This window comes from Wolbachia endosymbiont (group B) of Melanostoma mellinum (assembly GCF_947251465.1).
Classification (GTDB): Bacteria; Pseudomonadota; Alphaproteobacteria; order Rickettsiales; family Anaplasmataceae; genus Wolbachia.
Window position 1 is genome coordinate 1,244,889 of record NZ_OX366366.1, and the last position, 26,148, is coordinate 1,271,036.

The following is a 26,148-nucleotide window of genomic DNA, read 5'->3' on the forward strand; positions in this document are numbered from 1 at the left end:
ATTTAGTGCTTTAATGTTTCTAACGCAGAGAAGGTACTATCTTTATTTTCTATGGAGGAAGGTAGATACCGTCTTGTCAGTCAACAAGAAAATTATAGAAATTGAATCTTAAGCTGTATTACGAAATCAAAAAATACTTTCTATCAACATATACACTAACCAACTACATTAAATAAATTTGTGTAAAATGCTATTTTACATAAGATAGAAAGTACGCATTTTTTGATTTTAAAGTACTAAATTCTCCTCCAACCGCTTTGCCCTGTAATTCTTGATATGGTCAGGATTAAAAGCACTTTTGGATTTTAGAACACCGAAAATGATATGGAGTAGCTTACGCATTGCAGCACCAACGATAGCCATATTATGCTTACCCTTTTCCTTTAATCTCTGGCAAAAACTAATAATGATAGGATTGTGATTCTTAGCTACTATAGCAGGAAAGAAAAGTGCTTTACGTAATGTTTGTGAACCGGATTTACTTAATCTGGGTTTGGCATATACAGAGGAACCTGACGTCATATTTCGTGGTATAACTCCTGTATATGCTGCCAATTGCCTGGCATCTCTAAAAACCTCTATGTCAGGAACTTCAGCTAAAATAGCTATTGCTGATTCTTCTCCTATTCCTGGAATAGTCAATAGAAGTTGAAAATTTTCCAACAATTCTTTATGTTGATTTAATAGTTCACGTACGGAGTTTTTTATTGTTTCTATTTTTTGAGCTATATTCATTGCAAGGTCTTCCCAAGCACTTGCAACTTCTTTAAGCAGTCTCTCTTTTTTTTCTAAGTGGTTATTTACTAATGTTAACTCATCTTTTAACGCAACTGAGCAACGATAAAGATGTTTTAATTTTTTCATTTCAGGAGAAGGTGGTGTCCAACTAGAAGGTTCCTGTCTTTGGCAATAATCAGCAATAACTTCTGCATCGGTCTGATCATTCTTTTGTCGTATCAGCTTACTCCTTGCATAAGATTTTATGCAATAAGGATTTACAACACTAACAGAATGTCCAGCGTTGTGCAGAAACTCAGCCAAAGCTTCGCTATAACAACCAGTAGCCTCCATGCAGGCTTTTACTTCTTCTACATTATGTTTTTGTAGAAAGCTAAGTAAACCTTGAAACCCAGAATCCTCGTTTTTAAAACTCCTTTTTCTAGTTTCACATCTTCCTTTTTTGCTTATGAACGAGAGAAAAACATCAAAGCGATCTTTCGATACATCTATACCTAAAAAGTTGTTGATCATATATAACCCCATGCGTTACCATTAAAAATGAAAAGTAAGGCTAGTCTTGTGAATACAGAATTAGAACCATTTAGGTTTTTCTACGATACCGTCCAGCCTGTACTCTTGAGAAGAGAACTCTTATCTACCTTACAGATTTTATATCTAAGACCACTGACAGAGTTCTTCTCTTCTCCATCTAATGCTTAAGCTTAAAACATTAGATGCTTTTTACAAGATACAAGACTATTTTGATTATCACCATCAATTGAAGTAATAGGGTGAGTTAAAGCAATTTTTATAACTTCATCAATATTCTTAGCAAAAATTACGTTGATCCCTTCTTTAATATTTGAGGGAATCTCCTGCATATCTTTCTCATTTTCACTTGGTATAATCACAGTTTTGATTGATCCTCTTAGCGCAGCAAGCAATTTTTCTCTCAAACCCCCAATAGCCAACACTCTACCACGCAATGTTACTTCACCTGTCATAGCAACACTTTTGTTAACTGGTATATTTGTCATAAGAGAAACAATAGATGTACATACTGCACTGCCAGCAGAGGGACCATCTTTTGGCACAGCACCCTCAGGTACATGCAAATGTATATCATTATTTTGAAATTTTTCGGGTTTTATACCGAAAAATAAACAATTTGATCGCACATAACTATACGCAGCTTTTATAGATTCTTGCATAACCTCTCCAAGCTTTCCTGTGTATTTTATTTCTCCCTTGCCCGGAATTAGGACTGATTCTATCATCAAAATATCACCACCTGTTTCAGTATAGGCGAGACCAGTTACTACCCCTACCAAACTCTCATTTTCTGCAATGCCAAAGGTATACTTACGTACCCCTAGGTAATCTTGTAAATTACCAGTCTCTACGGATATTTTCTTATTTTTATCAGTTAATATTGCTTTAACTGCCTTTCTCATGAGTTTTGCAAGTTCCCTTTCCATGCTTCGCACGCCGCTTTCACGTGTATATAAACGTATCAACTCGTATAATGCTTCATTGGTTATTTTCCACTCCTTCTGATGCAAACCATGCTCTTTTTTTAATTTTGGAATAAGGTGATGCGTAGCAATACTGATCTTCTCATCTTCGCTATATCCAGATAATTGTATAATTTCCATCCTATCACGCAAAGGATGTGGCAAATTTAAGCTGTTTGCCGTAGCTACAAACATTACACTTGAAAGATCAAATTCAACTTCCAAGTAATGATCCGTAAAGTGTTTATTGTGCTCAGTATCCAAAACCTCAAGTAATGCAGATGCAGGATCACCACGCGAATCAGAACCCATCTTATCTATTTCATCAAGCAGAAAAAGCGGGTTGCATGAATTAGCTTTTTTCATGTGTTGAATGATTTTACCAGGCATTGAGCCAATATAAGTTTTTCTGTGTCCTCGTATTTCAGACTCATCACGTATACCACCAAGAGATATGCGAACAAAATCTCTTCCTACTGCTTTTGCCATAGACTTAGCTAAAGAAGTTTTACCAACACCAGGTGGTCCAACTAAGCAAAGTATAGGACCCTTTATCTCTTTTACTCTCTTTAATACTGCTAAAAATTCTATTATTCTATCTTTTACTTTCTCTATGCCATAATGATTTTCATCTAAGATTTTTTTAGCCGCATTTAAGTTAATTTTTGCATCTTTGTACTTTCCCCATGGCAAATCAAGCAACCAATGCAAGTAACTAGATATAACTGTTGCTTCAGGAGAAATGGGATTCATTTTCTTATATCTCTTTAAGTCAGTTATGGCTTTCTCTTTTGCTTCCTCAGAAAGCTTTGTTTCATTTATCTTTTTTTCAAATTCATTGAGTATATTCCCTTCATCTCCATTTTCAAACTCACCTAATTCTTTCTGTATAGCTTTTAATTGCTCATTAAGGTAGTAAACTTTTTGAGTACTTTCAACCTGTGATTTAATTGTCTTATACAAGCGGTTTTGTGCACTCAAAATACTTATTTCTCTCTCAATAAGAGCAAAAACTTTTTTTAAACGCTCTTTTGGGTTATAAACTTCAAGTATGTTTTGCTTATCTGATACCTTTATATTTAAGTGCGAAGCTATCATATCTACAATTTGATTAACCTCTTTAACTTGATCAATGGGGTCAATAATAATCTCGGGTCGACTTTTCTTGCTTAGTTTACACCAATTGTCGAATGCATCTATAACAGAACGCCTTAAAGCTTCTAAATCAATATTATCTTCATTTTCTCCATACTCATAATGACCATCTAACGCTACTCTGGCCTGTAACAAAGTGTGAGAGCTAATATATTCTATAACTCTTCCCCTTCTTACCCCATGAATCATGACTTTTACTGCATTGTCAGGCAGTTTTATTAATGGTTGTATAATGTTTGCTAACACGCCTACTTCATAAAGATTCTCTGGCTCTGGATTATCAATAGAACCATCTTTTTGTGCTATGAGAAAAATCTCGTTTTGGTGACTACTGCTACTTATTGCATACTCTAGTGCATGAACAGATTTTTCTCTACCTACGAATAAAGGCAACATTATATTTGGAAAAATTACTACATCTCTTAGAGGTAATACTGGTAATACAGTAGAATTAAAGTTTACAGCACGTCCAATACTCATAATATATGCCTCAAATTAATCATTAACCGTTATAACACTACCCTTATTATTATGATTAATAGTCGCTTTGCCTAATTCTACCATTTTCTTAGTAACCGTTATAGCGCTACCTTCAAAACCTCCATTGCCAGCTGTATACATAACATCAAGCAAAAGTGACTCTAAGATAGCACGTAACATCCTTGCACCTGTTTTATAGCTTATAGCTTTTTTAGCAATAGCTGATATTGCTTCATCTGAAAACTCAAGGTTTACTTTACTAAATGCAAGCAATGCTTTATATTGTTTTACTAGCGCATTTCTTGGCTCTGTCAACACATGTATTAAATCCTCGTGATCCAGCTCATCTAGAACAGCAGTTATTGGAACCCGTCCTACAAATTCGGGTATCAAACCGAATTTGATTAAGTCCTCAGGTTGAACATCATGTAAAGCATTTTTTTTCTTTTGTTCTTTAGACTGACTTATGTCCGCACCAAAGCCAACTGACGTTCCCTTTTTTCTTGCTTCAATAATTTTATTTAGGCCTTCAAAAGCTCCTCCACAAATAAATAGTATGTTACTAGTGTCTACTTGTATAAACTCTTGTTGCGGGTGTTTTCGCCCTCCTTGTGGAGGAACATAAGCAACCGTACCTTCCATGATTTTTAGTAGAGCTTGTTGGACCCCTTCACCTGAAACATCACGGGTTATTGAAGCGCTTTCAGACTTTCTTGTGATCTTGTCTATTTCATCGATAAACACTATACCATGCTGTGCCTTTGCAACATCATAATTTGCAGCTTGTAATAGACGTGACAACACGCTTTCTACATCATCACCTACATAACCTGCCTCAGTCAAAGTTGTCGCATCGGCCATAGCAAATGGCACATCTGAAACTTTAGCAAGTGTTTTTGCTAGCAAAGTCTTACCAGAACCAGTAGGGCCAATAAGCATTATATTTGACTTCTCAATTTCAATATCACTTATAGAATGAAGTTGCACCATGGATTGACAATGGTTATACATAGCCACAGATAAAACGTGTTGCGCATGTTCCTGACCTACAACATGCTTACTAAGAAAATTTTTTATATCTTCAGGTTTCTTTAGTAATAGCTTCATATCAGATATATGATCTGAATTAAAAGCTCTCTCTTTCTTTTGACTTATTGCTTTATGGGATAACTCTATGCATTCATTACAAATGAACACCTTTAAACCATCTGAAGAGTTAGTAATCAATTTATCTACTTCGTTTTGTGCCTTGTTACAAAAAGAACAGTAGTGTAAATCATTATTGTTATCCATTAAACTACCTTTTGTTTAACTTTAATATTTTCAATCTTCATATCTTTACGCTCAGCTATTACTTTATCAATCAAGCCAAGTTTCATTGCTTCTATAGGATCCAAAAATTTATCTCTTTCCATCATTCCTTCAATCTTCTTGAGTGAATGCCCAGTATGTTTTTCATAAATTTGATTTAGCTTTTTCTTAATTCGCAAAATTTCCTTAGCATGTATTTCTATATCAGTTGCTTGACCTTGATAACCACCAGATGGTTGATGTATCATAATTCTTGAATGAGGTAGAGAGTGGCGCTTACCTTTCGCACCAGCTGCAAGCAACAAAGAACCCATAGATGCAGCTTGACCTATACATAAAGTTGAAACGTCTGGACTTATGTACTGCATTGTATCGTAGATTGATAAACCAGCAGTTACAACACCGCCTGGCGAATTAATATACATATGAATGTCTTTATCAGAATTTTCCGATTCTAAAAATAAAAGCTGTGCTACTATTACGCTGGCCATGTTGTCTTCAATAGGGCCAGTTACGAAAATTATTCTTTCTTTTACTAGCCTTGAATATATGTCATAAGCCCGCTCACCGCGACTAGTTTGTTCAACTACAATTGGTATAAGAGTCATACCTTTTCCTATCAAATATTATCAAATAATTCCTTTAATTCTTTCACAGAAACAATCTGTTCTTCTTTACTAGCTTTTTCTATCATATAATCTGTCACTTTATACTCAAGCGCTTGCCCTCTAACTAATTCCTGAAATTGTCCGTCTGATTTAAAATGTTTAAATACTCTGTCAAATGATACATCTTTACTGACATATTGATTTACAATAACATTCATAATATCACTTTGAGTTAATGATATTTCATGTTCTTTACTGAACTCCATAAATAGCATTGCAAGCTTTACACGTCTTTCAGCTTCTTTACAAGAATCATCTTTAGCATTCAACTCTCTTTCCACTCTCTGCTGTTCCTGTTTTACTACTTCTATAGGCAAATCAAAACTATAACTAGCATCCAAACAATCAAATAGCTCTTTCTTAATTAAGAGATCTCCCATTTCTTTACACTGATTATCAATTACTTCTTTTACATGATTTATTAGCGAAGAATGATCTTCAAAACCAATTCTCCTAGCTATTTCATTATCACTTTGCAAATCTTCGGCAATCTGAATATCATTAACTCGAACAGAAAAAGCAGCCTCCTGCCCCGCAAGGGAAATTACCTGGTAATCTTCAGGAAATCTCAACTTAAAGCTTTTTGTTTCCCCTTTTTTCATGCCAATTAATTGATCTTCAAAACCATTTATAAATGTTCCAGATCCTAAATTAACAGTAAAATTTTTGCCACTTCCACCTTGAAAGAGCTTATTTCTAATTCGCCCTTCAAAGTCAATTATCAGTTTATCCTCGTTTTTTGCTTGATAAGAAGCATCATCAACAGAGACAAAGTTAGGAAATTTTGTTTTTATAGAATCAATAAATTCTTTTATGTCTCCCTCTTTGATTTTTGCCTTAACTTTCTTCAAATTTATTTTATCAAGATCTATTACTGGCACTTTTGGCATCGATTCAAAAGATAATTTGTACAGAAAGTCGCCTTTTTCATCCTTTTTATCCAGGTTTGGTAATGACATAATATCAACCTTAGGATGGATGTGAGACTTAACTTCGATTTTTTTCATTAAATCACTTGAGCAATAGTCAATCGTATCTTTTATCACATATTCCAAAGCTTCGTTTTTATAATTTGTAACAACAAGATCGTAAGGTATCTTTCCGGATCTAAATCCAGGCAATTTTGCATCCTTCGCTATTTCTTGTAATCTAGAGTTTATCTTGTGTTCTATATAATCACTACTAACTGTGATTTCATACTCATACTTTATTTTATCTACACTAAGTTCCTTATAGGTATATATATTACTTAATGTATCTGCTTCGACTGCATTTTGAGTTATATTACTAGACATTACAACCTGTTATCAATATTTTATTTATGTTTTAATAAAGCCATTTTACCAGAATTTAAGTTAAATACAATCCTTAAGAACAGGTTCTTATACAAACAAAAGTGTACTTAGTGATTATAAATTTTCTCTTAAAACCTGAGTTACATGACTTTAAGTGCGGATAGAGGGACTTGAACCCCCACGAGCAAGCTCACCAGGACCTAAACCTGGCACGTCTACCAATTTCGCCATATCCGCAAGAACCCTTCATTAACTTATAGATAACCACTTCTTTCATCTTATGCAATTTAAAGATTAGATTTTAGTACCACAGACTGAACTTATAATACTGGTTAACTCCACTATGAATCTAAGCCTGAATTACTTTAACTAACATTATTGAGATAAGTACTGTCTTAGAAATATTCAAGGCTTATTCAATTTATAGTATTTACACAATAAAAAAAGCTTATTAATATTCTTTAATTAAAGCTCTAAACTCTGGAAATTAATAATGAGATTAATAGCAAGCTTCTTACTCGCAATTTTTCTGATTACACAGAGTGGCTGTACGACTCTTGTGAGTGGTATAGTGGTAACAGCAACTGCAGCGGCTACAGCAATAACAATGCAAGATAAATCCTTGGGAAACATTATTGATGATACAACTATAGTAATAAGAATCAATAAGGGACTCTTAAAACACGGACTGTTCTCATCTATAAAAGTTAAAGTGAGTGAAGGAAGAGTATTACTCATTGGAAATGTTGATAATCATGAAAAGCAACTCACAGCAGAGAAAATAGCTTGGCAGCAAAAAGAGATTAAAGAAGTGATAAATGAAATAAGAGTCACACCAATTAAAATGGCTTCTATGCTAGATGTTACTGTAGATGGTATGATAACAGCAGAGGTAAGCACGAGGCTTCTGGGAAAAAGAAATATTAAATCAATTAATTATAGCGTTAATACAGTTGATAGAGTCGTTTATTTGATGGGTATAGCTCAAAATAAGGCGGAATTAAAAGCTGTAATAGCAATTGCAAGAAAAGTAAAAGGAGTAAAGCAAGTTGTAAGCTATGTGAGATATAGACATAGCAAATTGCGTCATTGATGAAAATTTACTTGAGTGTTAGTACCATGTAGCTAAGCCATAAAACTCCTTTACAAATTTCGTCAGTTCACTCTTATGGTATGTATAACAATGTTACAAAAAATAATATCATAGAATTCAATAGAATAATTCCTAGAAAATCTCTACATACTAAAAAAAGTAAAATGCTATTTAACACTCCCAAGCTTAAGAATAAATAGCAAACATCTATATCTCGTGCGATATGGCGTTTTATTCCTGAGATTTTTTTACCAGCGTCATAGCCTTTTTCTTTATCAGTGTCTGCGTTCTTTACACTCTGAGTGTCAATTATGCAAAAGCTGATTTTTTCTTTCCAAACATTGTTTTGTCGGACCACACTAACTATTTTTTTTAACATGCACTCCAAAATACTTTTTTTTATTTCCTTTTACTTTTTCACTCCATTTTTGAAATAATCATAACAATTGCGCCATTTTGGAAACTCTTTTGGTAGCATCCTCCACTGATAACCACTTTTTAGGGCGTACAACACTTCGCAAAATATATCATACAAATCAAGTTTTCTTGGTTTTGTTTTTTCCACAAGACTCCATATCTGGTGAAATAATCTCAAACTTCTCTCGACTTATGTCACTTGGGTATACACTCCTCATATATCCTAATTTATACACTCTATTTCTTACTTTATGCCTTTCTTGAGATTATGAACAGATTCTTAGAAAGCTAGCGTTCTACTAGTCATGTTCTTTATCTTGCTTTACAACAATGCATCTTTTCATTCCAGCCAAGTCGTATACGTATTCCTGAAAAGCCAGTCCATATAAGGGTATTATTTTGTCAATATTGCTTTGATCTTCGCCTATTTCCAATATCGCAAACCCATCTTTTTTAAGGCACTTTTTCAATATTGGAAAAATACTCAGGTAACAGCTCAATCCATCGATACCGCCATCAAGAGCAATTCTTGGCTCTTTTTGCACTTCAGCTTGCAGATCTTTTAACTTACTTCTTTTAATATATGGAGGATTGCTTATTATGAGATCAAATAAATCTCTGCATTCTGTCCACGAATTTGGAAATATTTTAGCTCTGTTGAGAAGATTATGTTTCTTTGTGTTCTGGCAGGTAATTTTGTATGCTTCCAGGCTTTTTTCAAAACCAACTCCAATAGCATATTCATACTCACTAAGTACGGAGATCAACAAACAGCCTGTGCCTGTGCCAAAATCTGCAATTTTTATTTTTTGCTTCTTATTTTGGTAATATTTTAACACTGTTGAAATTACTGTCTCACTATCTGGTCTTGGATCTAGAACATGTTGGTTAACTATAAAATTTTTACTCCAGAATTCACGATTACCTATTATTTGCGATATTGGATATCTTTCTGCTCTTTTTTTTGTTAATTTCCAGAATAGAAGTTCTTTGTTTCTTGGTACCTGATTGATGTGATTCATGATTGTGAATGATCTTTCTACTCCAAGTACGTACTGCATGATGATTTCACAATCCAAATGTGGTGATTCAATTCTATGTGATGATAGTAGCTTTGACCCTTCTTTAATTAAAGCGCTGATTGTTTTCATTATTCTAAAAACGTGTTCCTTGTACGCAAGAACAGCAAAATTGAGTATAGAATTTTGAACTTAGGGTAGCTGCATTAAATCTAAGTGTCAAGAGTAGGATTGTAAAAATCATCCGGCTTTACTGGTAATTCGGTTGGTATTTTTGCATTAATGTTAGAAGCTCTTGGCTCTATTATAAGCATTATTTTCTGCATATTCTTTGATAGCCATCACAGTATATTACTTGTTCCATATCTATATTAATTAGACCACAGCAAGTGATAATTTCTTAATATTAAAACCAATATGCGCTTTAGCATATAATTATCAGTAGCTTTCAAAGCAATTAGGCTGAGATTATTAGAGTAGTAATGTTTATTTTTATATTGACTATTGAGGTTTATTATTTTATAACTAAGACTTAGTTATTTTTAGAGTTTTAAGTTTACAGTATATGCCTACGATAAATCAATTAATATGTAAAGGTAGATCAGGGTTAACTCGCAAGAAGAAGGTGCCAGCTTTGGGAAAATGCAATCCTCAAAGAAGGGGTGTTTGCACTAAGGTATATACTACAACTCCTAGAAAGCCTAATTCAGCACTACGTAAGGTAGCTAGAGTAAAGATTAGTGGATACGGTGAAGTGACGGCTTATATACCTGGCGAAGGTCATAATTTACAAGAGCATTCTGTTGTTTTAATACGTGGTGGGCGAGTTAAGGATTTGCCGGGTGTACGTTATCACATAATAAGAGGTGCTCTTGATCTACGTGGTGTGCAAAATCGAAAGAAAGCTCGTTCAAAATATGGTGTAAAGAAATCTGGTTAAAATTTATGGCACGTCGTAATAAAGCAAAAAAAAGAACAAGCCCTGACTCTCGTTATGGTAGTGTCTTGCTTATGCGTTTTATTAATATAATTATGAAATGTGGTAAAAAATCTATTGCAGAAAAGATTGCTTATAGTGCTTTGTCCTTAGCTGAAAAGAAAATAGGCAAAGATGCCTTATCAATTTTTGAAACAGCAGTAGAAAATGTTACCCCTTCTATAGAAGTACGCTCTCGGCGTATTGGTGGTGCAACTTATCAAGTCCCTGTTGAAATTCGTCAAGATAGAGCAATTTCTTTGGCATTAAGGTGGATTGCTAGAGCAACTTCTGCTGCTCGAAAAAAGAGCGGTAGAACTACTGTTTATTGTTTGCAGTCTGAAATATTAGATGCTTATAATAAATGTGGTGGTGCATTTAAGATGTGTGAAGAAAAGTATAAAATGGCTGAAGCTAATAAGGCATTTTCTCATCTTCGTTTTTAATATTAGCTGATTGATTGTGGTATGGAAGTTTTAATATCTAGGTATAGAAATATAGGAATAATGGCTCATATAGATGCTGGCAAGACCACCACAACAGAGCGTATTTTATTTTATACTGGCAAACAAAATAGGATTGGTGAAGTGCACGATGGTGCAGCTTCTATGGATTGGATGGAGCAAGAGAAGGAGCGTGGCATTACAATTACCTCTGCTGCAACAACATGTTTTTGGAATGATCATAGGATTAATATAATAGATACTCCTGGTCATGTTGACTTCACTATTGAAGTTGAGAGATCTTTGAGGGTTTTGGATGGTGCGGTTGCTGTATTTGATGGAGTTGCTGGAGTTGAGCCTCAGTCTGAGACAGTTTGGCGTCAAGCTGATAAATATAACGTTCCTCGTATCTGCTTTGTTAATAAAATGGATAGAATCGGGGCAAATTTTTATCGATGTGTCGATATGATAAAAACGAAGCTTGGCGCATCACCTTTAGTTATTCAGTTGCCAATAGGAAGTGAGAAAGATTTTAAAGGCATAATCGATCTTATTTCTATGAAGGCTATTATATGGCAAGAAGAAACATTAGGCGCTAAATTTTCTTATGAAGATATTCCTTCTGATTTGCTTGATAAGGCTCAAGAGTATCGAAATCTTTTATTAGATGCTGCAGCTGAAATGGATGATGAGGCGATAAATACTTACTTTGAATCTAACGATCTGCCAATTGATTTGTTGAAAAAGTGTGTGAGAAGCGGGACCATTAAAGGAAAATTTGTCCCTGTATTATGTGGGTCAGCTTTTAAAAACAAAGGCGTGCAATCACTTTTAGATGGTGTGGTTGATTTTTTACCCTCTCCTATTGATGTTGATGTAATTATTGGAACTGATCCTAAAGATTCAGAAAAGAAAATTGAGATCAAACCTTCAGAAAAAGAGAAATTCGTTGCTCTTGCGTTTAAAGTGATGACGGATAAATTTGTAGGTAGCCTGACGTTTATTCGTATTTATTCCGGTAAGTTAAAATCTAAATCTGCTGTGTTAAATGCTGGAAAGAATGAGACTGAAGGAATTGGTAGAATGTTGCTTATGCATGCAAATAACAGAGAAGATATAAACGAAGCTAAAGTTGGTGATATAGTTGCCTTAGTTGGATTAAAGAAAACAATTACTGGTGATACTTTATGTTCATCTGATTTTCCTATACTATTAGAGCGTATGGAATTTCCTGATCCTGTTATTGAAATTGCTATAGAACCGAAAACCACCTCAGATCAGGAAAAATTAGGTGTTGCTTTGAATAGATTGGTTGCAGAAGATCCTTCTTTAAGGATGTCAGTAAATGCAGAGAGTGGGCAGACTATATTGAAAGGTATGGGTGAGCTGCATCTTGAGATTATTATTGATAGAATGAAGCGCGAGTTTAATGTTGAAGCTAACGTTGGTGCGCCTCAAGTTGCATATCGTGAAACTATCACTAAATCTGTTGAAATTGATTACACTCATAAAAAACAATCAGGTGGTGCTGGTCAGTTTGCTAAAGTTAAAATAAAATTCGAACCTCTTGAGCCTGGTTTTGGCTTTCAGTTTGAAAGTAAAATTGTAGGCGGTGCTATTCCAAAAGAGTATATACCTGGAGTGCAAAATGGCTTAGAGTTGATAAAAGAAGGTGGTATAATTTCCGGCTTTCCATTGATTGATTTTAAGGCTACTCTTCTTGATGGTGCTTTTCATGATGTTGATTCTAGTCCTTTGGCTTTTGAACTTGCTGCTAAAGGTGCTTTTAAGGAAATGGCAAATAAAGCTGGTCCAAAAATGCTAGAACCTATAATGAAAGTGGAAATCATTACTCCTGAAGAATATATGGGTGATGTTATGGGTGATATAAATAGTAGAAGAGGCAGTGTTGTTGATATGCTGGATTTAGGTAATAATAGCAAAATAATTACTGCTTCGGTTCCTCTTGCAAATATGTTTGGTTATATAAATGTTTTGCGTTCTATATCTCAGGGAAGAGCTCAGTATAGTATGCATTTTTCTTGTTATGAACAAGTGCCACAATATGTGGTTGATGAGTTAAAGTTAAAGTATAATTAAAGGTTAGTAATTATGACAGCGATAGTAGAAGCATTTGGAAAGCCGCATGTAAACGTGGGAACGATAGGACATGTGGATCATGGGAAGACAACGTTAACAGCGGCGATAACAAAGCATTATGGTAATTTTGTAGCATATGATCAAATAGATAAAGCGCCAGAAGAGAGAAAGAGAGGTATAACAATAGCAACAGCGCATGTTGAATATCAAACAGAAAAGAGACACTATGCACACGTTGATTGCCCTGGACATGCTGATTATGTAAAGAATATGATAGTAGGTGCAGCACAGATGGATGCAGCGATATTGGTAGTGTCAGGGGTTGATGGGCCGATGCCACAAACGAGAGAGCATATATTGCTGGCAAAACAGGTGGGTGTTGGATATATCGTGGTATATATAAATAAAGCTGATGTTGCTGATGCTGATATGATAGATTTGGTAGAAATGGAAGTGAGAGAGTTGCTGAGTAAGTATGGATTTCCAGGTGATGAAGTGCCTGTGATAGTTGGGTCTGCGTTAAAAGCATTAGAGGATGATAGTAGTGAGTATGGAAAGAAATCAATAGATAAATTGATGGAGAAGTTAGATGAGTATGTGGCAGTACCTCCAAGGCCTATAGATTTGCCGTTTTTGTTGCCAATAGAAGATGTATTTTCAATATCGGGCCGAGGGACGGTAGTAACAGGAAGAATAGAGAAGGGGGAGATAAAGACAGGGGATGAGATAGAGATAATAGGTCTGAAAGCGACGCAAAAGACGATATGTACTGGTGTTGAGATGTTTAAGAAGTTGCTAGATAAGGGAAGTGCAGGACTCAATGTAGGAATACTACTAAGAGGAACAAAGAGAGAAGAAGTGGAGAGAGGGCAAGTATTGGCAAAACCAGGGACAATAACCCCGCATAAGAAATTTAATGCGGAGGTGTATATATTGAAGAAAGAAGAAGGAGGAAGGCATACACCATTTTTTGGAAATTATCAGCCACAGTTTTATTTAAGGACAACGGATGTAACTGGGAGCATAAAATTGCTAGATGGAAAGGAGATGGTAATGCCAGGGGACAATGTAAGTATAGAAGTGGAATTGCAAGTACCAATAGCAATGGATAAAGGATTGCGTTTTGCGATAAGGGAAGGTGGTAGAACTGTTGGTTCTGGCGTTGTTTCGGAAATTTTAGAGTAAACTTTGAATTATAGGAGTGTAGCTCAATTGGTAGAGCGCTGGTCTCCAAAACCAGAGGTTGTAGGTTCAATTCCTATCGCTCCTGCATTAATATTATGGTAGAAATGTTAAAAAACCTGTATGTTTTTTTTTGCGATATAAAGCAAGAAATAAGGAGAATTGCTTGGATAAAAAAACAGCAGGTATTGTCATCTTTGTTTATTGTAATAACTGTTATATTATGCTTTTCGATTTTCTTTTGCTTCGTAGATTTTATGTTTCTTTACGTAATTAAGACTTTATTTGGAATTATTTATGGAATATAAGTATAAATGGTATATCATTAAAGTCGATTACGGGTATGAGAAGGATATATGCGAGTTGGCAACCAATACTGTTTACTTTAAGGAGGTGTTTATTCCTTATCAGACAGTATGTGATGTAAAATCTGATATAAAAGAGTTATGTGAAGTATATATATGTATGCATCTGTGTGATGAAAGCAAAAATATTTTGAATCAAATGACTGGGTTTTGTGGTGATGAGTCTGGTCATTTTGAGATGATTTCAGATGATGAGGTAATTTTAAAACGTAAGGAATTTAATAGATATAAGTGGTACATTTTAAGAGTTGCCTCTAATTATGAAGAGAAAGTGCGCCAATATATATTAGAAAATTCTATGAGATTGAATATTAATAATTATTTTAATAGGGTTTTTATTCCTTGTGAAGAATTAAGTGAGATGGATTTAAAATCTAAAAAAAATGCTAAACGAAGGAAGTCCTTTCCTGGTTATGTCTTTTTATACATGAATTTATGCGATGAGGTATTAAATTTTATTAATAATATACCAAAATCTCTTAAGGTTTATGGATTTTTGAAAAATGGTAATGTTCCAAAGGTGATTGAGGATAATGAGATTCGCTCAATGTGTAGTGCGCTTTACAATGCTCAAGAAACGAAAAAGTTGAGTTATGGTTATGAGAAAGGTGAAAAAGTAAAAATTAATGATGGTCTTTTTCAAAATTTTACTGGTAAGGTAGATATGGTAAATGATGAGAAAAAAATTATTAATATTGAAGTATCAATCTTAGGTAAGCCAACAATAATAGAGCTTGATTTGGCTCAAGTAGAGAAAATAGAGGATTAATTATGAGTAATGTAGTTGCTAAGATTAACTTGCTTATGGAAGCTGGAAAAGCAGTTCCAGGACCGAAAATTGCTTCAGTACTTGGCCCGCGTGGTATACCTGTTCCTAAATTTTGTGAAGCTTTTAATAAAGCTACTAGCGCTGCTAACGCTAGTTATAAAGTAGGTGATTTAGTAACAGTGAGAATTTCCATAAAGGATGATCGCTCTCATGATTTTACTGTCAGCGGTCCGCCTGTGGCTTATTTGCTTAAGCAGGAAGCTAAATTAAGTAAAGGTTCTGGTAATTCTGGTAAAGAATTAGTGGCTAAATTATCTATGTCTGCTATCATTAAAGTGGCAAAGTGTAAGATGGTTGATATGAAAGTGGATAATGAAGATTCAGCAGTGAAGATGGTTATAGGCACTGCAAAATCTATGGGTATAGAAGTTGTGGAAGGTTAGGTAAATGAGTACATATAATGATGATTCTAAGCGGTGTTTGGAGAAGATTGTTGAGTCTGCTTCAGCAAAATTTAATGAATCAGTTGATATCGCAGTCAATTTAGGTGTAGATTCACGTAAATCTGAAGAGCAGGTGCGTGGTACAGTAGTGTTGCCTAAAGGTATCGGGAAGAATATTAAAGTAGCTGTTTTTGCTCAAGATAAACATTTATTAGAAGCTGAAAAAGCTGGTGCTGATATTACAGGAGGAGAAGATTTAATTGAAGAGATAAAAAAAGGTAGAAAGTTGAATGTTGATTGGTGCATCACTACTCCTGATTTCATGGCAAAAATCACTCCTATTGCAAAAGTATTGGGTGCTAAAGGGCTGATGCCTAACCCTAAATTTGGTACTGTGACTTCTAACATTGCGGAAGCTACTAAAACCATTAAGTCTGGTCAAATAAAATTCAGGACGGATAAAAATGGGGTTATTCATGGTAAATTAGGAAGTATTAAATTTGATATTGATGATTTGCTGGAAAATTTAAAGGCCTTTCTTAAAGTAATTAGAGACAATAAACCTGCTTCTGTGAAAGGAGTTTACTTTAAAAGCGTTTTTTTAAATTCAACTATGGGTAAAGCTCATAAAATAAACAAAGTAGAAGATATAATTTAAGGGAGCGAAATTGTGAAGCGTAAAGATAAGGATGAATTTATACAAAACATAATGAATGTGTTTGTAAATAATGATTTCTTAATATTGGTAAATTTCAAGTCTATGAATGTTAGCAATTCATTAATTCTTAGGAATAGTCTAAAATCTGTAATGGGTGGGATGTTAGTAGTTAAAAATACTCTAGCTTGCTTGGCTTTGGAAAGGACTGGTAAATTTTCTTATTTATCAGGTAAATTTTCTGGTTCTGTTGCTATTATATATTCTAGTGCTATAGTAGAAGCTGCAAAGTTAATAGTTGATTTTATTAATGCTAACAAAGAAAAAATGTCTGTGATTTGTGCGGCTCATATAAATGAATTGTTAACAGTGGAAGATGTTAACAAATTGGCTAAGCTTCCCTCTCTGGATGAATTGCGTGTTAAAATTATGCGTTTAATATCTTATGATATTCCTGCTCGGTTAGCATTGTCTATTAATTCATCTTCTATGAGGCTTATGAGAGTTTTGGATTACTATAGTTCTAAAAAATAAATTTGTTGTTAAATAAGGTGGTCAGTATGAATAATGTAACAAGTGATTTGGTTGATAAAATATTATCTTTAAGTCTATTAGAAGCTTCTGAACTTGTAAAAGTTCTAGAAGAAAAAATAGGGTTGCCTAGTGGTTCTTTTCTTGGTGGAGCTGTTGGTGCTGGGGTGCCTATTAGTGATAATGCTAATGCTCCTGTTGCTCAAGAAAAAGCTGAATATAAAGTTGTAATCAAAGAGATTGATGCAAGCAAAAAAATAGGAGTGATTAAAGCTATTAGAGAAGTTAATTCTACATTGAATTTAAAAGAAGCGAAAGAATTAGTTGAGTCTTTACCAAAAGATTTGACTGCTAATGTTTCTAAAGACGAAGCAGAAAAAATAAAGCAAAAACTTATTGAAGCAGGAGCAACTAAAGTTGAGCTTGAATAAAATGTTAGTATATTAATTTTATGTTGATATAGCTCTTTTAATTAGTGAAGGTATTTTAATGGTTGATTCTTCTTATATGTGTGCTTCTAGTGCTTTTGTTCCTAGAGTTTCTTATTCCAGGTCGATTGATTTAAAAGATTCTTTGTTGGATTTGGTTAAAGTCCAAAAGGGGTCATATAATTCCTTTACTCCTAATAATGAGAGTAATGAAAGACTTGAAGCTATCTTTCATACAATTTTTCCAATATCTGATCCTTTGCATAGGGCTACTATCGAATTTTTGAATTGTAGGGTAGATGATCTTAAGTATAGTGAGTCTGAATGTATAAAACGTGGTATAACTTTTTCTGCTCAGGTTATTGCTTCTATACGTCTTGTTATTATGCAGGATGGTGTTTCTCTTGAAAAATATCAAGAGATTAAAGAAGATGATGATCATTCTAAGCTTGCAACTGTTATAAAATCTGCTGAAGAGCAGGAGGTTCGCTTTTGTGAACTGCCTATGATGACTGATAAAGGTACTTTCATCATCAATGGCGTAGAGAAAGTTATCGTTTCACAAATGCATAGATCTCCTGGAGTCTTTTTTGATAGTGATAAGGGAAAAACTTACAATTCTGGCAAATTGATCTATTCTGCTAGAGTGATTCCTTATAGGGGTTCTTGGCTTGATATTGAGTTTGATGTTAAAGATCATTTGTATTTTCGTATTGATAGAAAGAGAAAGTTGCCAATATCAGTTTTATTAAAGGCTTTGGGCTTATCAAATAATGACATACTTAATAAATTTTATGAAAAAATAGAGTATATAAAACATAAAAGTGGCTGGAGAGTACCTTTTTCCCCTGATAAATTCAAGGGAGTGAGGCTTCCTTTTGATTTAAAGAATGTTGAAGGCAATGTGTTACTCAAAGCTAATGTTCGTATTACTTCAAAATTAGCTAAAAATCTATATGATAACGGATTGAAAGAGTATCTAATTCCTTATGATTCTATATGTGGTTTATTTCTTGCAGAAGATTTAATAGATAGTGCTAGTTCTACAAAAGTCTTATCTGCTGGTGAATCTATAAAATTAGAGGATATAAAAAAGCTTGAATTATTATCTATAGATAAAATATCAGTGTTGAACATAGATAATGTTTCTGTTGGACCTTACATATTAAACACACTTTTCTTAGATGAAAACATGTCTTATGAGAACGCTCTATATGAAATATATAAGGTTTTGCGTCCTGGTGAAGTTCCTGTTTTAAAGATAGTAGAGGAGTTTTTTCGTAATCTTTTCTTCAGTTCGGAATATTATGATTTGTCTAACATTGGTAGATTAAAACTTAACTCTTGCCTTGGGTTAAATTATGAGGAAAATTTAACTACTTTAACACATGAAGACATTATTGAAATTATAAGAAAAATAGTATTGTTACGTGATGGTCAAGGATCTGTAGATGATATTGATCATTTAGCAAATAGAAGAGTCCGTTCAGTTGGAGAGTTTATAGAAAATCAATTTAGAACTGGATTATTAAAATTGGGACGGGCAGTAGTTGATTCTATGTCTACTTCTAGTTTAGATAAAGTCTCTCCATCTGATTTTATAAATCCAAAAGTGTTAACCAATGTCTTAAGAGATTTTTTCAACTCTTCCCAATTATCTCAATTTATGGATCAGACTAATCCATTATCTGAAATAACACATAAAAGAAGGTTGTCAGCGTTAGGTCCTGGTGGTTTAACAAGAGAGAGGGCGGGATTTGAAGTGCGTGATGTTCATCCAACTCATTACGGAAGAATTTGCCCTATTGAAACTCCTGAGGGGCAGAATATAGGCTTAATTAATAGCTTAGCTATATACGCTCGTATTAATAAATATGGGTTCATTGAAAGTCCTTATAGGAAAGTAGTTAATAAGGTTGTTACTGATCAAATTGAGTATCTGTCTTCTATAGATGAAGGTTTATATTATATAGCCGATACCAGCGCAAAGCTTGATGAGAACAACTGCTTTGTTGATGATATGTTATACTGTAGGTATGCTGGTACCTTTGTAATGGTAAATAGTAATCAAGTAAGTTACATTGATTTATCTCCTAAGCAGGTAATATCGGTTGCTGCTTCTTTAATTCCATTTTTAGAAAATGATGATGCTAATAGAGCGTTAATGGGTTCAAATATGCAGCGTCAAGCTGTACCTTTATTGAAGCCTACTGCTCCTTTGGTTGCTACTGGCATGGAATCTTTCGTAGCTTCTGGCTCTGGTGCTGTAGTTTTAGCAAAACGTGGTGGCATAGTTGACAGCTCAGATAGTAACTCTATAGTTATACGTGCTTTTGACAAAGGAGGAATTAACTACTTGGATGTAGATATTTATCATCTAAGAAAATTTCAGCGTTCTAACCATAATACTTGTATTAACCAGAAACCACTGGTGCATGTAGGTGATTGTGTTAAGGAAGGTGATGTGATAGCTGATGGTCCTGCTATTAATAACGGTGAATTGGCACTTGGCCAAAACTTGCTAGTCGCTTTTATGTCTTGGCAAGGTTATAATTTTGAAGACTCAATCATTATTTCTAGTGAAGTTGTTAAAAAAGATCTATTTACTTCTATTCATATAGAAGAATTTGAATGTGTTGTACATGACACTCCTTTAGGGTCGGAAAAAATAACTCGTGCCATACCCGGTGTTAATGAAGAAAATCTTTATCACTTGGATGATAGTGGTATAGTAAAGGTTGGTACAAGAGTTGGTCCAGGTTATATTTTGGTGGGGAAAGTTACACCTAAGCATTCTCTTTCATTGCCTCCTGAGACAAAATTGTTAATGACAATTTTTGGTGAAAAGTCATTTGATTGTGTGGATTCCTCTTTATATACATCTCCAGATATTGAAGGGATAGTGATTGATGTGCAGGTCTTTACACGCAGAGGGGAAGAAGAAAACGAAAGGGCGTTTCTTATTAAGCAAAAAGAGGTAAATGATTTTGAGAAAGAGCGGGACCATATAATCAATGTTATTAATCAATATTTCTATGATGAATTAAGAAAAATTCTTATTAATTCTGGCTCTCAAGATCGAGAAAGTATTAATTTTATTGAACGTGAGGGATGGTGGGATATAGGATTGAAAAACCAATCTATTTCTAAGCAAGTTGAGAGCTTAAAAAAAGATTTTGATGAAAAAGTATCACATGCGATAGCAAACTTTAAGCGAAAAGTAGAAAAATTGCATGAAGGCTATGATCTGCCTCAAGGTGTGTCGATGTCAGTAAAAGTTTTTATTGCTGTAAAACATAGTTTGCAGCCAGGGGATAAAATGGCTGGTAGACATGGAAATAAAGGTGTGATTTCTCGAGTTGTTCCAGTAGAAGATATGCCTTATTTAGAAGATGGTACTCCTATTGATATTATTCTTAACCCTCTTGGCGTTCCTTCGCGAATGAATGTAGGTCAAATATTGGAAACGCATGTAGGTTGGGCTTGTAAAAAATTAGGAGAAAAAGTAGGTAATATTCTTGATGAGATCAATAAAATCAAACGTGCTTTTTGTGAGGCAATTAGATCTCTCAGTGATGATGATTTTGAAAAATTTGCAGCATTATATCTTGATAATAAAAAATTTGAGGATATTAATGATGATGAAATAACGGCTTCTATTTTAGATACGCCTAATAAGGATGAATTAAATAATGAATTGACTACATTAGTAGAGAATTATTTCAACTCTTGTAAAGATGCACACAGTAGTTTACGTCACTTCCTGATTGAGGTTTATAGTTGTGGCAGTAATTTATCTATTTGTAATAACATTCGCGATATTAATGATAATCACCTCATTGAATTTGCGTATAAGTTGCGTGATGGCATTCCTGTTACTGCACCTGTATTTGAAGGTCCAAAAGATGAACAAATAGTAAAGCTATTTGAACTTGCTGGATTGGATAACTCTGGGCAAGTTGTATTATATGATGGTTGCTCGGGTGAGAAGTTTGATCGCAAAGTTACAGTTGGTTACATGTACATGCTTAAGTTGCATCACTTAGTAGATGGTAAAATTCATGCGCGTTCAGTAGGACCTTATAGTTTGGTTACTCAACAACCTCTTGGAGGAAAGTCTCATTTTGGTGGTCAGCGTTTTGGTGAAATGGAATGTTGGGCACTGCAAGCCTACGGTGCTGCTTACACTTTGCAGGAAATGTTAACTGTGAAGTCTGATGACATTAATGGCAGGGTTAAGATTTATGAATCGGTAATAAAAGGTGACAGTAACTTTGAATGTGGAATTCCTGAATCCTTTAATGTCATGATAAAAGAGTTGCGTTCCTTGTGTTTTAATGTGGATTTGAAGCAAAATGACATAGTAATTGAAGATATATCTCACACTAATATCGCACAATCTTTTAATGAGGTTAGCATTTCCATTGCTAGCCCTGAAAGTATTAAACGTATGTCTTATGGAGAGATAACAGATGTTTCAACTGCAAACTACCGTACATTCAAAGTTGAGAAAGGTGGATTATTTTGTCCTAAAATTTTTGGTCCTGTCAATGATGATGAATGTTTATGTGGAAAGTACAAAAAAAGAAGACATAGGGGCCGTATATGCGAAAAATGTGGAGTAGAAGTTACATCTTCTAAAGTAAGAAGAGAAAGAATGGGTCATATAGAGCTTGCATCTCCTGTTGCTCATATATGGTTTTTGAAGTCACTTCCTTCAAGAATTGGAGCATTATTAGATATGTCTCTTAGAGATATCGAAAGTATTTTATATAGTGATAATTATGTTGTAATAGATCCTCTTGTTTCCTCTTTTGAAAAAGGTGAAATTATTAGTGAGAAAGCTTATAATGAAGCTAAAGATAGCTATGGGGTCGATAGCTTTATAGCTATGCAAGGTGTTGAAGCTATAAGAGAATTGCTAATACGCCTTGATTTACATGAAATTAGGAAGAATTTAAGACAGGAGTTAGAGTCTGTTGCTTCTGAAATGAGAAGAAAGAAAATTATAAAGAGATTACGTATTGTTGAAAATTTTATCAAGTCTGGAAACAGACCTGAGTGGATGATACTTACAGCTATACCTATTTTACCACCTGACTTGCGTCCCTTGGTATCGCTTGAAAGTGGTCGACCTGCAGTTTCTGATTTAAATCATCATTATAGAACTATTATTAATAGAAATAATAGATTGAGAAAATTGTTAAGTTTGAATCCTCCTGAGATTATGATTCGTAATGAGAAAAGAATGTTACAAGAGGCAGTTGATTCTCTTTTTGATAATAGTCGTCGTAATGCTCTGGTAAATAAAGCTGGCGCTACTGGGTATAAAAAGTCTATTAGCGATATGCTGAAAGGAAAGCAAGGTCGTTTCCGTCAGAATCTTTTAGGAAAAAGGGTAGATTATTCTGGACGTTCTGTAATAGTTGTTGGTCCAACTTTAAAACTAAATCAGTGTGGATTACCGAAAAGAATGGCTCTTGAGTTATTCAAGCCTTTTGTTTACTCAAGGCTTAAAATATATGGAATCGCTCCAACTATTAAATTTGCTAGTAAGTTAATAAGAGCAGAAAAGCCAGAAGTCTGGGATATGCTTGAAGAAGTAATAAAAGAGCATCCTGTTTTACTAAATAGAGCGCCTACGCTACACAGGCTTGGTATTCAGGCTTTTGAGCCAGTCCTTATTGAAGGTAAAGCAATACAGCTTCATCCACTTGTTTGTACAGCATTTAACGCTGACTTTGATGGTGATCAAATGGCAGTACATGTGCCAATTTCATTGGAAGCTCAACTTGAAGCTAGAGTGTTGATGATGTCAATTAATAACGTTTTAAGTCCTTCTAATGGAAGACCGATTATAGTTCCTAGTAAAGATATAGTGCTTGGTATATACTACCTAACTTTACAGCAACTTAAGGAGGATGATTTACCACTTTTCTGTTCTTTTTGTGAAGTTGAGCATTCCTTAAACAACGGTACTCTACATATTCATTCTCATATAAAGTACAAAATGGAATACATCAATAGCGATGGAAACATTCAGTATAAAACTATTTGTACAACTCCTGGACGTTTAATATTATGGCAGATTTTTCCTAAACATGAGAATCTAAGCTTCGATTTAATAAATCAGGTATTAACAGTTAAGGAAATAACTAGTATTGTTGATTTAGTATATCGTAGCTGCGGTCAAAGTGCTACAGTGGTATTTTCTGATAAATTGATGACACTTGGCTTTGAGTATGCTACATTTTCTGGTACTTCTTTTAGTCGTTGCGATATGGTCATACCTGAAACTAAAGCTACACACGTTGATTATACAAGGGGTGAAATTAAGAAATTTTCTGCACAGTATCAAGACGGACTAATCACTAAAAGTGAGAGGTATAATAAAGTTATAGATGAGTGGTCTAAGTGCACAGATATAATAGCGAATGATATGTTAAAAGCGATATCTGTGTATGATGAAAATAGTAAGTACAATTCAATATATATGATGGTTAGCTCAGGTGCAAGAGGTTCTACTTCCCAGATGAAGCAGTTAGCAGGAATGCGAGGGTTAATGACCAAACCTTCTGGTGAAATTATAGAAACACCTATAATTTCTAATTTTCGCGAAGGATTAAATGTATTTGAATACTTTAATTCTACTCACGGTGCGCGTAAAGGTTTAGCTGATACTGCACTTAAAACTGCAAACTCTGGATACTTAACTCGTCGCTTGGTTGATGTATCTCAAAATTGCATAGTTACAAAACATGACTGTAAAACGAAAAATGGCCTTATTGTAAGAGCTATAGTTGAAGGTAGTACTATAGTTGCATCTCTAGAGAGTGTTGTACTGGGTAGAACAGCTGCAAATGATATATATAACCCAGTAACCAAAGAGTTATTATTAAAAGCAGGGGAATTAATTGATGAAGGTAAAGTAAAGCAAATCAACATTGCAGGTCTTGATGCTATAAAAATTAGATCGCCTTTAACTTGTGAAATAAGTCCTGGTGTGTGTTCTTTGTGTTATGGAAGAGACCTTGCAACTGGTAAAATTGTTTCAATAGGTGAAGCAGTTGGTGTTATTGCTGCTCAGTCTGTTGGAGAGCCAGGTACTCAGTTAACGATGCGTACTTTCCATATAGGTGGGGTAATGACTAGAGGTATTGAATCCTCAAATATTATAGCTTCTATTAATGCTAGAATAAAACTAAACAATAGTAATATAATTATAGATAAAAACGGAAATAAAATTGTGATAAGCCGTTCCTGTGAAGTCGTTTTAATTGATAGCCTTGGTAGTGAAAAATTGAAGCACAGTGTGCCTTATGGTGCTAAACTTTATGTAAATGAGGGTGAGTTAGTAAAAATTGGTGATAAAGTTGCGGAATGGGATCCGTATACACTACCTATTATTACGGAAAAGAGTGGTACAATATCTTACCAGGATTTAAAAGATGGAATTTCAATCACTGAAGTGATGGATGAATCTACAGGAATATCAAATAGAGTAGTAAAAGATTGGAAATTGCACTCTGGTGTAGCTAATTTACGTCCTCGTATTGCACTGCTTGATGATAATGAAAAAGTAATAACACTTTCAAGTGGTGTGGAAGCATGTTACTTTATACCAGTTGGTGCAGTGCTTAATGTACAGGATGGCCAAAAGGTTCATGCAGGTGATGTTATCACAAGAACGCCGAGAGAGTCAGTTAGAACTCGTGATATTACTGGTGGCTTGCCTAAGGTTATAGAATTATTTGAAGCACGTCGTCCTAAAGAGCATGCTATCGTTAGTGAAATAGATGGCTATGTAACGTTCTCTGAAAAAGACCGTAGAGGAAAACGCAGTGTAGTAATTAAACCTGTAGATGAGCAAGCTTCTCAAGTTGAGTATTTAGTATCAAGAAGTAAGCATGTAATAGTCAATGAAGGTGATTTTGTGCGTAAAGGTGATTTATTGATGGATGGCGATCCTGATCTTCATGATATTCTACGTGTGCTTGGGTTAGAAGCGTTAGCACACTATATGATTTTTGAAATACAGCAAGTTTATAGATTGCAAGGTGTGCGCATAGATAACAAGCATTTAGAAGTGATCTTAAAGCAAATGCTACAAAAAGTAGAAATTACCGATCCTGGTGATACTATGTACTTAATTGGAGAAAATATCGACAGGCTGGAAATTGATAGAGAAAATGATGCTATGAATAACTCTGGAAAACGACCTGCTCATTATCTTCCTATTCTGCAGGGAATTACTAGAGCAAGCCTTGAAACTAATTCCTTTATTTCTGCTGCCTCTTTCCAAGAAACAACAAAAGTACTTACGGAAGCAGCATTTTGCGGAAAGAGTGATCCTTTGAGTGGGTTAAAAGAAAATGTTATAGTAGGAAGGTTAATTCCTGCTGGTACGGGTCTGATTATGAATAAGGTGAAAGCACTTTCGCTTTGTGAAAATATAGATAAATATGAAAAATATTTTGATATTGAGACTTATGACGAAAAATTGCTGAGTGATAATAGTTATCAATTACATTCTGATGAAGAAGAGAGTGTGGTGGCATCGCACTATGATCAGTCAAATTGAATA

General features: G+C 34.4%; 18 protein-coding genes, 2 tRNA genes and 1 pseudogene. 13 read left to right on the top strand and 8 right to left on the bottom strand.

Annotation, left to right across the window (positions count from 1 at the left end):
- Positions 1-228: 228 nt before the first annotated feature.
- From OPR42_RS05795 to OPR42_RS05820, 6 genes are all read right to left on the bottom strand, one after another.
- A complete protein-coding gene (locus tag OPR42_RS05795) occupies positions 229-1,251 on the bottom strand; it encodes an IS110 family RNA-guided transposase (protein ID WP_264375440.1) in 1,023 nt (340 codons plus the stop codon).
- Between the two features lie 191 nt (positions 1,252-1,442).
- On the bottom strand, positions 1,443-3,869 hold the full coding sequence (gene lon, locus OPR42_RS05800) for an endopeptidase La (RefSeq protein ID WP_265042100.1): 2,427 nt from the start codon (positions 3,867-3,869) through the stop codon (positions 1,443-1,445).
- 15 nt (positions 3,870-3,884) lie between these two features.
- The gene (clpX, locus tag OPR42_RS05805; protein WP_265042101.1) at positions 3,885-5,162 is read right to left on the bottom strand and encodes an ATP-dependent Clp protease ATP-binding subunit ClpX; all 1,278 of its coding nucleotides are present in this window, start codon (positions 5,160-5,162) and stop codon (positions 3,885-3,887) included.
- Positions 5,162-5,788, bottom strand: coding sequence for an ATP-dependent Clp endopeptidase proteolytic subunit ClpP (clpP, locus tag OPR42_RS05810; protein ID WP_265042102.1), 627 nt, complete (start codon positions 5,786-5,788; stop codon positions 5,162-5,164). Before clpP ends, clpX begins: the two co-directional genes overlap by 1 nt.
- A gap of 11 nt (positions 5,789-5,799) precedes the next feature.
- Positions 5,800-7,143 (bottom strand): trigger factor, encoded by a 1,344-nt coding sequence (gene tig, locus OPR42_RS05815; protein ID WP_265042103.1) that lies wholly within the window; start codon positions 7,141-7,143, stop codon positions 5,800-5,802.
- Between the two features lie 155 nt (positions 7,144-7,298).
- A tRNA-Leu gene (locus OPR42_RS05820) sits at positions 7,299-7,380 on the bottom strand.
- Positions 7,381-7,636: 256 nt separating this feature from the next.
- Here OPR42_RS05820 and OPR42_RS05825 point away from each other — a divergent pair.
- Positions 7,637-8,236 (top strand): BON domain-containing protein, encoded by a 600-nt coding sequence (locus OPR42_RS05825; RefSeq protein WP_265042104.1) that lies wholly within the window; start codon positions 7,637-7,639, stop codon positions 8,234-8,236.
- Between the two features lie 211 nt (positions 8,237-8,447).
- Here the strand turns inward: OPR42_RS05825 and OPR42_RS08825 are convergent.
- Together OPR42_RS08825 and prmC are read right to left on the bottom strand one after the other, a co-directional pair.
- Positions 8,448-8,871, bottom strand: a pseudogene (locus tag OPR42_RS08825) (transposase); the annotation flags it as partial.
- 81 nt (positions 8,872-8,952) lie between these two features.
- Positions 8,953-9,804, bottom strand: a complete 852-nt coding sequence (gene prmC, locus OPR42_RS05835) for a peptide chain release factor N(5)-glutamine methyltransferase (RefSeq protein WP_139686898.1) — start codon at positions 9,802-9,804, stop codon at positions 8,953-8,955.
- A 433-nt stretch (positions 9,805-10,237) separates the two neighbouring features.
- Here prmC and rpsL point away from each other — a divergent pair, with 433 nt between their 5' ends.
- The 12 genes from rpsL (at position 10,238) to OPR42_RS05895 (ending at position 26,145) form a co-directional block, all read left to right on the top strand.
- The gene (rpsL, locus tag OPR42_RS05840; RefSeq protein WP_010406837.1) at positions 10,238-10,612 is read left to right on the top strand and encodes a 30S ribosomal protein S12; all 375 of its coding nucleotides are present in this window, start codon (positions 10,238-10,240) and stop codon (positions 10,610-10,612) included.
- Positions 10,613-10,617: 5 nt separating this feature from the next.
- The gene (rpsG, locus tag OPR42_RS05845) at positions 10,618-11,094 is read left to right on the top strand and encodes a 30S ribosomal protein S7 (protein WP_006014699.1); all 477 of its coding nucleotides are present in this window, start codon (positions 10,618-10,620) and stop codon (positions 11,092-11,094) included.
- 21 nt (positions 11,095-11,115) lie between these two features.
- Entirely contained in the window at positions 11,116-13,191 is a 2,076-nt protein-coding gene (fusA, locus tag OPR42_RS05850; RefSeq protein WP_010406835.1) for an elongation factor G, read from the top strand.
- Between the two features lie 12 nt (positions 13,192-13,203).
- Positions 13,204-14,376, top strand: coding sequence for an elongation factor Tu (gene tuf / locus OPR42_RS05855; RefSeq protein WP_265041690.1), 1,173 nt, complete (start codon positions 13,204-13,206; stop codon positions 14,374-14,376).
- A 12-nt stretch (positions 14,377-14,388) separates the two neighbouring features.
- Positions 14,389-14,461, top strand: a tRNA-Trp gene (locus OPR42_RS05860).
- 19 nt (positions 14,462-14,480) lie between these two features.
- A complete protein-coding gene (gene secE / locus OPR42_RS05865) occupies positions 14,481-14,681 on the top strand; it encodes a preprotein translocase subunit SecE (protein ID WP_265042106.1) in 201 nt (66 codons plus the stop codon).
- Positions 14,671-15,507, top strand: coding sequence for a transcription termination/antitermination protein NusG (gene nusG / locus OPR42_RS05870; RefSeq protein WP_010406831.1), 837 nt, complete (start codon positions 14,671-14,673; stop codon positions 15,505-15,507). The genes secE and nusG overlap by 11 nt, the downstream gene beginning before the upstream one ends.
- A 2-nt stretch (positions 15,508-15,509) precedes the next feature.
- On the top strand, positions 15,510-15,950 hold the full coding sequence (locus OPR42_RS05875) for a 50S ribosomal protein L11 (protein WP_010406829.1): 441 nt from the start codon (positions 15,510-15,512) through the stop codon (positions 15,948-15,950).
- Between the two features lie 4 nt (positions 15,951-15,954).
- Positions 15,955-16,608, top strand: coding sequence for a 50S ribosomal protein L1 (gene rplA / locus OPR42_RS05880; protein ID WP_019236646.1), 654 nt, complete (start codon positions 15,955-15,957; stop codon positions 16,606-16,608).
- A 12-nt stretch (positions 16,609-16,620) separates the two neighbouring features.
- Positions 16,621-17,139: a 50S ribosomal protein L10 gene (rplJ, locus tag OPR42_RS05885; protein WP_007301987.1), complete on the top strand. Its 519-nt coding sequence runs from the start codon at positions 16,621-16,623 to the stop codon at positions 17,137-17,139.
- A gap of 26 nt (positions 17,140-17,165) precedes the next feature.
- On the top strand, positions 17,166-17,567 hold the full coding sequence (gene rplL, locus OPR42_RS05890) for a 50S ribosomal protein L7/L12 (RefSeq protein ID WP_265042107.1): 402 nt from the start codon (positions 17,166-17,168) through the stop codon (positions 17,565-17,567).
- Between the two features lie 58 nt (positions 17,568-17,625).
- Positions 17,626-26,145 carry a DNA-directed RNA polymerase subunit beta/beta' gene (locus tag OPR42_RS05895; RefSeq protein WP_265042108.1) on the top strand — a complete coding sequence of 2,840 codons (8,520 nt, stop codon included), beginning with the start codon at positions 17,626-17,628 and terminating at the stop codon, positions 26,143-26,145.
- The last annotated feature ends 3 nt before the right edge of the window (positions 26,146-26,148 follow it).

What these genes read in the sequence shown, in the direction of transcription:
- OPR42_RS05825 (WP_265042104.1), top strand. Translation starts at nt 7,637, where the DNA reads ATGAGATTAATAGCAAGCTTCTTACTCGCAATTTTTCTGATTACACAG.
- OPR42_RS05795 (WP_264375440.1), bottom strand. Translation starts at nt 1,251, where the DNA reads ATGATCAACAACTTTTTAGGTATAGATGTATCGAAAGATCGCTTTGAT.
- rpsG (WP_006014699.1), top strand. Translation starts at nt 10,618, where the DNA reads ATGGCACGTCGTAATAAAGCAAAAAAAAGAACAAGCCCTGACTCTCGT.
- secE (WP_265042106.1), top strand. Translation starts at nt 14,481, where the DNA reads ATGTTAAAAAACCTGTATGTTTTTTTTTGCGATATAAAGCAAGAAATA.
- rplL (WP_265042107.1), top strand. Translation starts at nt 17,166, where the DNA reads ATGAATAATGTAACAAGTGATTTGGTTGATAAAATATTATCTTTAAGT.
- rpsL (WP_010406837.1), top strand. Translation starts at nt 10,238, where the DNA reads ATGCCTACGATAAATCAATTAATATGTAAAGGTAGATCAGGGTTAACT.
- prmC (WP_139686898.1), bottom strand. Translation starts at nt 9,804, where the DNA reads ATGAAAACAATCAGCGCTTTAATTAAAGAAGGGTCAAAGCTACTATCA.
- rplA (WP_019236646.1), top strand. Translation starts at nt 15,955, where the DNA reads ATGAGTACATATAATGATGATTCTAAGCGGTGTTTGGAGAAGATTGTT.
- OPR42_RS05895 (WP_265042108.1), top strand. Translation starts at nt 17,626, where the DNA reads ATGGTTGATTCTTCTTATATGTGTGCTTCTAGTGCTTTTGTTCCTAGA.
- fusA (WP_010406835.1), top strand. Translation starts at nt 11,116, where the DNA reads ATGGAAGTTTTAATATCTAGGTATAGAAATATAGGAATAATGGCTCAT.
- tig (WP_265042103.1), bottom strand. Translation starts at nt 7,143, where the DNA reads ATGTCTAGTAATATAACTCAAAATGCAGTCGAAGCAGATACATTAAGT.
- clpP (WP_265042102.1), bottom strand. Translation starts at nt 5,788, where the DNA reads ATGACTCTTATACCAATTGTAGTTGAACAAACTAGTCGCGGTGAGCGG.
- lon (WP_265042100.1), bottom strand. Translation starts at nt 3,869, where the DNA reads ATGAGTATTGGACGTGCTGTAAACTTTAATTCTACTGTATTACCAGTA.
- clpX (WP_265042101.1), bottom strand. Translation starts at nt 5,162, where the DNA reads ATGGATAACAATAATGATTTACACTACTGTTCTTTTTGTAACAAGGCA.
- nusG (WP_010406831.1), top strand. Translation starts at nt 14,671, where the DNA reads ATGGAATATAAGTATAAATGGTATATCATTAAAGTCGATTACGGGTAT.
- OPR42_RS05875 (WP_010406829.1), top strand. Translation starts at nt 15,510, where the DNA reads ATGAGTAATGTAGTTGCTAAGATTAACTTGCTTATGGAAGCTGGAAAA.
- tuf (WP_265041690.1), top strand. Translation starts at nt 13,204, where the DNA reads ATGACAGCGATAGTAGAAGCATTTGGAAAGCCGCATGTAAACGTGGGA.